Below are 8,739 nucleotides of genomic sequence, written 5' to 3'. Positions count from 1 at the left end.
CGGATCCACAGCCCGCTTCGTCGTAACCAGGAGAGACGCCCACCATGGCCATGGGAAAGACGCCGGGCTCCTCCGACGATGAAGGCGCGGACGCCGGCTTCGCGGAGATCAACATCACGCCGCTGACGGACGTAATGCTGGTGCTGCTCATCATCTTCATGGTGACCAGCACCGTCATCACCCAGCAGGGCCCGGGCGGAGGCGCCAAGGCGGGCCTCAAGGTGAACCTGCCCAAGGGCGGCGCCGCCGACGTCACCGCGCGCACCACGGACATGTCCGTGGCGGTGCTGGCGGACGGCCGCTTCGTGCTCGCGGGCAACGTCGTCGCGGAGGCGGAGCTGAAGCAGGCCTTTGACACCGCCAAGGCCCAGAACCCCGACACCGTGGTCATCGTGCAGGCGGACGAAGGCGTCTCCCACGGCACCGTGGTGCAGGTGATGGAGATGGCGAAGAAGGCGGGCCTCGCCCAGCTCGCCATCGGCGTGCGCGAAGGCAACTGAAGCCCGCGCAAAACGACGAAGGCCCCCCGGCAGTGCGTGCCGGAGGGCCCTCGGAGACTTCAACCGCGCGGTCCGACTCGCTGGACTAGACGGACGCGAACGCCGCGTCGGTGATGTCCATGGGCGACGTGTCCTCGGCCGCGATGAGGCGCGCGGCGAACTCCACGTTGGGCAGCACGTTGCGCGCGTACCAGAGCGCGCTGAACTTCTTGCCGTCGTAGAAGGCCTTGTCCGGGTGGTCCGCGCTCACGGAGGCGGACGCCTTCTCCGCGATGACGGCCGCGTCCAGCAGCAGCCAGCCCACGGCGACCTCGGACATCATGTTGAGGAAGCGGTTGGCGGACAGCGGGATGAGCGGGAAGCGGCCCTGGTCCTGCGACCAGCCGAACAGCGCCATCGCGCTGGACATCAGGCCTTCCTGCGCGCCGGCCAGCGTCTTCACGGCCTCGCCCAGCACCGGGTGGTCGCGGTGGGCTTCCACGAAGCTGCCCACGTCGCCCATGAACTGCTGGAAGTGCGCGCCGCCCGCCTGGCCCATCTTGCGCCCGACAAGGTCCATGGCCTGGATGTGGTTGGTGCCCTCGTAGATGGAGAAGATCTTCGAGTCGCGCGTGTACTGCTCCACCGGGTAGTCCTGGATGTAGCCGGCGCCGCCGTACACCTGGATGGCCTGCGCGCACAGGCGGAAGGCCTGGTCGGAGCCGTAGGACTTCACGAGCGGCGTCAGCACCTCCACCTGGCCCCTGTGGTAGCTGGCCGCGTCGTCGTCCTTGCCCGCCAGCTGCCGCGCCTTGTCCAGGTGCATGGCCAGCTTGATGATGAGCGAGCGGATGCCCTCCACGTGCGCCTTGATGTCCAGCAGCATGCGGCGGACGTCCGGGTGCTCGATGATGGGGGCGCGCGGCGCGGACGGGTCCTTCCACTTGGTGAAGTGGGAGCCCTGCTTGCGGTCCTTCGCGTAGTCCACCGCGTTGTAGTATGCGGCCGACGCGAGGCTCACGCCCTGGATGCCCACGGCGATGCGCGCGCCGTTCATCATCTTGAACATCTGGCTCATGCCCACGTGCTCAACGGTGCCGACGAGCTCGCCCAGACACGCGTCGTTCTCACCGAAGTTGAGGACACAGGTGGCGGAGCCGTTGATGCCCATCTTGTGCTCGATGGACGCCACGGTGACGTCGTTGGAGCCGCCCGCGGAGCCGTCCGCGTTGATGCGCAGCTTGGGGACGATGAACAGCGACAGGCCCTTGGTGCCGGCCGGCGCGCCATCCACGCGCGCGAGCACCAGGTGGATGATGTTGCCGGCCATGTCGTGGTCGCCACCGGAGATGAAGATCTTCGTGCCCCGGATGCTGTACGTGCCGTCCGCGTTGCGACGCGCGGTGGACTTGGCCGCGCCCACGTCGGAGCCGGCGTGCGGCTCGGTGAGGCACATGGTGCCGCCCCACGTGCCGTTGAGCATGCGCTCCACGAACTGCTTCTGCTGCGCGGGCGTGCCGCACTCGGCGATGACCTCCGCCGCGCCGAACGCCAGGCCCGGGTACATGTTGAAGGCCGTGTTGGCGCCGGAGAGGATCTCCTCCACCGTCACCTGGAGCATCATCGGCGCGCCCTGGCCGCCGTGGTCCGGGCTCACCGCCACCGTCTTGAAGCCCTGCTCGTAGAGCTTCTGCCACGCGTCCTTGAAGCCCTTGGGCGTGAAGACGGCGCCGTTCTCCACCCGACAGCCCTCGCGATCACCGGACGCGTTGAGGGGCCCCAGCACCTCGCGCGCGAAGCGGTAGGTCTCCGTCAGCACCGCCTTCGCCTCGTCCGGACCCCAGGCGTCATAGGGCGCCTGTCCCGCCACCTGGCCGAAGCCGAACTGCTCGAACAGCGTGAAGAAGATCTCTCGAAGGTCGGTCTTGTAGGTGTTGATGCCGGCGGACATGGCCACTCCTGCGTGGGGGCTCGCTGCCCCTGGCCCGTTTGGCGGGAGGGGGGTCAGCGGCCCATCTGACTCAGGAAGTGTGGCGTCGGCTGATTTTTGAGTCAACCCTGAATGACACCCCGCGTTGAGCAGCGGTCGAAGCCGCCCTTCTCGAACGCGGGACCTGGGCTTCGAAAGCCTACTTCTTGGCCTTCTTCGCCACCGGGAGGGAGGCCGTCTTGGCGGCGGGTTTCTCCCGGGGGGCGGTCTTCTTGGACGAGGCGCCAGTCCTGCCCTCGTCCGTCCCCTCGTCCTCCTCCTCGGGGGCGGTGGGCGCGCTGCTGGCGGCTTCCGAGGACGCCGTGGCGGGGGCCGGGACGACGAGGCTCTCGCGGGGGACCTCCACGACGATGGGAGACTGGCCGGAGCGCTGGCGGTTCTCGTCCTCCAGAGAGAAGAACAGCTGGATCTGCGAGCCGCCCTTCATGACGAGCTCGCCCTTCTGGTTCTCCGCCCAGAGGTCGATTTCGACGAAGTACCGGCCGCCGGAGCCGTGGCGGTCGCTCACGCGGCCCTTGCAGACCACGGTGTCGCCCGGCCACACCATCTTGATGAAGCGGACGTTGTAGCGGCGCAGCTGGCCGCCGCGTGCCCAGTCGCTGATGAGCTGGCCGAGCATGCCCATGACGAGCATGCCTGGGGCGTAGACGGACGGCATGCCCACGCTCTTGGCGTACAGCTCGTCCACGTGCACGGGGTTGTAGTCGCCGGAGGCGCCCGCGTAGCGCGACAGCTGCACGCGGTCCACGGGGGCCTTGGCGAGCGCCGGCAGCTCGTCACCGACGCGGATGGATTCGAAGTAGAGCTTGCGCGCGGGCATCAAACGGTCTCCTTGGCGGCGCGCACCACGAGGGTGCGACGGGCGCGGAAGACGAGGTTGCCCTCCTCGTCACGGCCTTCGTCCTCGATGACCGCGATGTCCATCTTCCCGGACATGCCCGGCCGCTCGAAGACGTCCGACACGCGGGTGGACACGTAGATGCGATCCCCCGCGAAGATGGGACGCTCGTAGTCGAACCCCTGTTCAGCGTGCAGCAGGCTCTTGATGCCCACCCCCAACAGCTCCCGCAGGTCCGCCGCGGAATGGAACGACGCGGGAAACGTGGGCGGCGCGACGATGGTGGGGTAGCCCGAAGCCCGGGCGTACTCCTCGTCGTAGTAGATGGGATTGTAGTCGCCAATCGCCTCGGCGAAGCGCCGGATGGCGCCCTTCTCCACCTCGTTGAGCGTCGGCGGCGAGGCGCGGCCAATCGCATTCTTGTCCAGCATGTCCCTCTCCTGATGATCCTTCAGCGGCCTGCCGGAAGCTCGAGCACCGTCAGGAGCCCGGCCTCCGCGGCCGTCAATCGTGGCGCGGCATTCACCAGCGCATTCGCGGTGGCCCGGTCGCCTGCCACTCCCCCCGGGATTTCCAGCACCAGCCTGGGATCCGCGTCGATTTCGATGCGATCCCTTGGATCTTCCGCCCCCACCGCGATGGTCAGCTCCAGGCGCACCCGCTCCTGACCCTCCTCCAATCCGACCACGGACTGGAACATGCCCGCGACGCGGCCTTTCTTCACCACAAATGCGCCGCCGGTGATGTCCTCCTCGGCGAATACCGGCGCGACCTCCTCCTCGAAGTCGTCGCAGTCCAGGCCCAGGCCCAGCGCCGCCAGCGCCGCGGACTCCACCAGGCCCACGTGGCCCAGCTCCTCGCGGTCCACCAGGTCGAAGAACTCCTCCTCCGTCAGGCCCGCGCCCACCTTGCGCTGCAGGGCCTCACGGCGCGTGCGGGCGTCCACCACCCGGCTCACCGTCGCCTTGCGCACCGGACCGCACACCTGGCCCGCCGTCGCCACGAGGCGATCCAGCACGAAGCCCGGGTTCACGCCGGTGCCCACGATGGCGACGCCCGCCTTCTGGGCCGCGCGCTCCAGCTTCTCCGCCAGCTCCGGGTACTTGAGGTACGGGAACGCCAGCTCCTCGCAGGTGCTCGCCACCGGCAGGCCCAGCTTGAGCGCCTCCAGCAGCTGGTCCATCACCTGCGCGAGCCGGGAGCTGGTGGCGTGCAGCACCACCACGCCCTTGCGGCGACCCACCGCGCGCTCCAGGGATTCGGAGATCTTGAAGCGCGGCCCGGCCTGCCCCAGCACGTCCCCCAGGGGACGTCCGACCAGGGACGGCTGCGGGTCCACCGCGCCGATGAGTTCCACCTCCGGGGACGACAGGGCGGCCCTGGCAATCTCCTGCCCGATGAACCCCAGCCCCATCACCACGACCGGCACTGGCCCATCAGGGGCTTTTGCCATCGGAAATTGCTCCCGAATTCCAAGGGGTTACAAGCACTTACGACAGGTAGGGCCGCACCATAGAACACGCTTCCGCAAGCAGGCAAGCGTGACGTGGAGTCCGGCGAGCGCGGGTTTGAGTGAATCTTCAAGAATTCCGCTGGTTTAGCGGTACTGGAAAGCTTGGGGGGGACTGCCTGGTCGCCTGCGGACCCGATATAAGACTTTGAGAAAACGCAGTTCCGCTCGCTCGGAGTGTACGCATCCATGGACCGGATCCTCGTGGTGGACGACGACGTGCTCATCCTCGCCGCGCTGTCCCGCATCCTGCAGGCGGAAGGCTACAAGGTCGTGACGCACAGCGATCCGGTGCTGGCGGCCCGTGAGCAGGGCTTCGACGTGGTGCTGACGGACTTCATGATGCCGTACCTCAACGGCATCGAGCTGCTGTCGGCGCTGCGGGAGAAGAATCCACGGGCAGTGCGGCTGATGTTGACCGCGGCGGCGGACTTCAAGACGGCGTCGGAGGCGGTGAACCGGGGCGAGGTGTTCCGCCTGCTGGGCAAGCCTTGGGCGCTGAGCGAGCTGACGAGCAGCGTGCGCCAGGCCTTCGAGCACCGCCGGCTGGTGGAGGCCAACGAGCGGCTGACGCGCGAGGTCGCGCACAAGAACGAGGAGCTGCTGGAGATCAACCAGGATCTGGAGCGCCGGGTCATCGAGCGCACCGCGGGGCTCCTGGACGGGCTCATCAGCGCGCTGGACTACCGGGACACGGAGACGCAGTGGCACTCGCGGCGCGTGTCGCTGTACGCGCGGCGGCTGGCGCAGGAGATCGGCCTCACGGGGCCCGCGCTGGACGTGGTGGAACAGGGCGCGCTCTTGCACGACATCGGGAAGATTGGCGTGCGCGACTCCATCCTGCTCAAGCCCGGACCGCTGACGCCGGACGAGTGGGTGGAGATGAAGCAGCACCCGGAGTTCGGCTACCGGATGCTGGCGAAGATGCCCTACCTGCACGACGCGGCGCTCATCGTCCTGCAGCACCAGGAGCGCTGGGACGGCAAGGGCTACCCGCTGGGGCTCCAGGGCGAGGAGATCGTCGTGGGCGCGCGCATCTTCTGTCTCGTGGACACGCTGGACGCCATCACGTCCGACCGCCCCTACCGCAAGGGCCGTCCGATGAGCGTGGCGCGCGAGGAGATCCGTCGCTGTGCGGGCACGCAGTTCGACCCGGCGCTCGCGGATGCCTTCCTGCGCCTGCCGGAGACGGAGTGGGCCCGCATCCGCCGGGAGGTGGAGGCGATGGAGGAGGCGGAGAACCGCCGCTGGACGGGCGGGACGCTCAACGCGAAGGGTGAGCCGGAGCCCGCGCGCGCCAGCGGGGCATGAGGCCGCCGCACCGCCGGACGCCGGACCCTACGGAGCGTGGGTGCCGACGATGACGTCGTCGATGACCGTGCCCTCCAGCAGCGCATCCACGGTGTCCATGCCGGCGACGACTTCGCCGAACACCGTGTAGCGGCCGTCCAGGTGCGGCTGCGGTGAATGGGTGAAGAAGAACTGGCTGCCGCCGGTGTCCTTCCCCGACAGCGCCATCCCCACGACGCCGCGCGTGTACGGCCGGCGCGTCATCTCACAGCGGATGGAGTGCCCCGGGCCGCCCTCCCCGTCCCCGCGCGGATCGCCGCCCTGCGCGACGAAGTCCGGCACCACGCGGTGGAAGGTGACGCCCCGGAAGTAGCCCTGCTTCGCGAGCGCCACCAGGTTGCCACCCGTGAGCGGCGCGTCGCGCACCAGCAGGACGGTGATGTCCCCCTTGCGCGTGCGCAGCGTGAGCGTCGTGCCCGGCGGCGCGGCTGGCGGACGGTACGTGTCCGCGGGCAGCTCCACGTGGGCCGAGCGCACCGGAGCGCCCGTCAGCGTCGTGAGGGCCTCGGCCGCGACCCGGCGCACGTTGGCGTGCGGGTGGCCCAGCCATTCGCGCAAACGGGGCTCGGCCGCCCTGCCCTGCAACGCGACGAGCGCGCCGGCCACCGCCTCCGCGAGGTCCGGCTCCCGGGGCACCCGCGCCGCCAGGACTTCCACGGCGGGCAGGGCTTCGGCGTCGTGCAGCTTGCCCGCGGCGGACGCGGCGAGCCCCGCCACCACCGCGTCATCTCCCGCGATGAGCGCGCGCACCGGCGCCAGGGCTTCCGGCACCGGACGCTCCGCCACGACTTCGAGCGCCGCGCCGCGCACCACCGGGCTTGCGTGGCCCAGCAGCGGCACCGCGAAGGCCGCGCCGGGCCCCCGGGGAGGGGTTGCGCCCGGCGAGGCAGGAGCGGAGACGCCTTGCGTGAACTGCGCCACCTCGTGCAGGCCCAGGGCCAGTCGCCGGGGGTCGGCCACGCGGCCGAAGCCGCACGCGCGCGCCTCCTTCAGCTCTCCGGACTGTCGGTCCAGGGCCGCCGCGAACCGGCAGTCCAGCCACGCGAGATCCGTGCGTGCCTCGTCGGACTTCGCGCTCCGGTCGGCTTCCGCCAACGCGCTCCGGAGGTTGATCAGCAGCGGCCTTCCGCTCACGGGAAGCCCCTGTTGCGCCACCGCGAGCAGCGGATGCGCCCACGCCGCGTGTCCCGCCGCCACCTGCTTCACCGGGGACGCGAGCGAGGCCAGCGCCCCCAGCGGCGGGCACCCGGTGGGACCTTGCGCGGCCTGGCACTTCGCCACGTGCTTCGCCAACGCCCGCGCCGCCTCCGCCGCCACCCGGGGGGTGCCGTCCGCGAGCAGCGGCGCCAGCGCGGGCGCATCGGTGGGCCCGCCCACGTCCCCCAGCCCCTTCGCGCAGAGCGCGCGCACGTCCGGATCCGCGTCACCCAGACAGCCGCGCAACGTGGGCACGGCCTCCGGGCGCTTCGCCGTCGCCAGCAGGTACGCCCCGCCGTAGCGCACCGCTTGCGGACGCGCGGGGTCCGTCAGCGCCACCATCGCCGCCAGCGGAACGCCGGCCACCGACGCCGCACCGGCCTTGCGCGCCACCACGCCCAGGGCCTTCGCCGCGGGCGCCGCCCAGGGACTGTCCGCTGGGGACAGGCGGGCCGTGAGGGCCTCCACCGCGCCGGGTGTGGCCAGCTTGCCCAGGGACTCCAGCAGCGTGGTCCGCACGGTCGGGTCGGCTTCCGAGGCCTCGGCCCGCGTCAGCGCTGCGGTCAAGGCCGTCCGGGCCTCGTCCGGCAGGGGCTCCCACGACAGCGCCAGCTCGCCCGCCGCGAAGGCCGCCTCGTCGCGCACGGTCGCGTCGGAAGCCGTCAGCCCGGCCACCACCGCGTCCAGCGTCGTCACGTCCTGGATGCGCCCGAGCGCCCTCAGGGCGCGCCTTCGCACCGCCGCATCCGGAGCGGACGTGGCGATCCTCACGAGCTCGCCCCCGGCCAGCGAGCGGCGGTCCTCCCAGTCGGCGATGCGCGCCAGGACAGGCTCGGCTGACGGGTCCGGATTCCCACCTCCGTCGGACGGAGGCAGCGCCCGTACGCATGCGGTCAGCAGGAGGAGGCCAGTGGACACGGCGGCGGGCAGGCGGGCCATGCCCCCAGGGGGTAGGTCAATTCTCCGCGAAAATCCAGGGGTTATGGCGCTGAACGGGTTTGACAGGCACGCGCGTGGGCCGGAAAGATGGAGGGCTGTTCACCCCTCCCGGAGCACCGGCCCTGAACTGCCCAGGCTGCAAGAGCAAGGTCGCGGACGACACCGCCATCTGCCCCGAATGCGACTACATCATCGACAAGTCCTTCCTCGCGGGCGCCGAGGACGAGGGCGAACCCGAGGATGAGGAGAGCACCGGGGTCGCACCGGCGCCGCGCGCGCGTCCCGCGGCCCCCGTGCCCCGCGCGCGTCCCGCCCCGGCCCGCGCCAGGACGGGTCCCCGTCCCGCCGCGCCGCCGAGCGACGACGCCACCAACGTGCGCAACATGGAGGCCATCGCCAAGGAGCGCACCCAGCGTCCCCCCACCCGGGGCGGTCC

7 protein-coding genes and 1 pseudogene are annotated in these 8,739 nt (G+C 70.6%); 3 read left to right on the top strand and 5 right to left on the bottom strand.

Annotated elements, in window-relative coordinates:
* Positions 1–44 precede the first annotated feature (44 nt).
* Positions 45–500: a biopolymer transporter ExbD gene (locus D7V97_RS35745; RefSeq protein WP_120615098.1), complete on the top strand. Its 456-nt coding sequence runs from the start codon at positions 45–47 to the stop codon at positions 498–500.
* 85 nt (positions 501–585) lie between these two features.
* Here the strand turns inward: D7V97_RS35745 and D7V97_RS35740 are convergent, their stop codons facing one another.
* The 4 genes from D7V97_RS35740 to D7V97_RS35725 form a co-directional block, all read right to left on the bottom strand.
* Positions 586–2,430 carry an acyl-CoA dehydrogenase gene (locus D7V97_RS35740; protein WP_120615097.1) on the bottom strand — a complete coding sequence of 615 codons (1,845 nt, stop codon included), beginning with the start codon at positions 2,428–2,430 and terminating at the stop codon, positions 586–588.
* A 178-nt stretch (positions 2,431–2,608) separates the two neighbouring features.
* Entirely contained in the window at positions 2,609–3,289 is a 681-nt protein-coding gene (locus D7V97_RS35735; protein WP_120615096.1) for a MaoC family dehydratase, read from the bottom strand.
* The gene (locus D7V97_RS35730; protein ID WP_120615095.1) at positions 3,289–3,738 is read right to left on the bottom strand and encodes a MaoC family dehydratase N-terminal domain-containing protein; all 450 of its coding nucleotides are present in this window, start codon (positions 3,736–3,738) and stop codon (positions 3,289–3,291) included. Before D7V97_RS35730 ends, D7V97_RS35735 begins: the two co-directional genes overlap by 1 nt.
* 20 nt (positions 3,739–3,758) lie before the next feature.
* Positions 3,759–4,760, bottom strand: coding sequence for a dihydrodipicolinate reductase (locus tag D7V97_RS35725; protein WP_120615094.1), 1,002 nt, complete (start codon positions 4,758–4,760; stop codon positions 3,759–3,761).
* A gap of 246 nt (positions 4,761–5,006) precedes the next feature.
* Here D7V97_RS35725 and D7V97_RS35720 point away from each other — a divergent pair, with 246 nt between their 5' ends.
* Positions 5,007–6,128: an HD domain-containing phosphohydrolase gene (locus D7V97_RS35720; protein ID WP_120615099.1), complete on the top strand. Its 1,122-nt coding sequence runs from the start codon at positions 5,007–5,009 to the stop codon at positions 6,126–6,128.
* A gap of 27 nt (positions 6,129–6,155) precedes the next feature.
* On the opposite strand, the gene D7V97_RS35715 is transcribed toward D7V97_RS35720, so the two are convergent.
* The gene (locus D7V97_RS35715; RefSeq protein WP_120615093.1) at positions 6,156–8,303 is read right to left on the bottom strand and encodes a peptidylprolyl isomerase; all 2,148 of its coding nucleotides are present in this window, start codon (positions 8,301–8,303) and stop codon (positions 6,156–6,158) included.
* Positions 8,304–8,377: 74 nt separating this feature from the next.
* Here D7V97_RS35715 and D7V97_RS35710 point away from each other — a divergent pair.
* Positions 8,378–8,739: pseudogene (locus tag D7V97_RS35710) on the top strand (hypothetical protein); the annotation flags it as partial.

It is taken from the genome of Corallococcus sp. CA053C (assembly GCF_003611675.1).
Lineage (GTDB): Bacteria > Myxococcota > Myxococcia > Myxococcales > Myxococcaceae > Corallococcus.
Note: the sequence above shows the minus strand (reverse complement) of the source record. Positions and strands in the feature narration are given on the sequence as shown.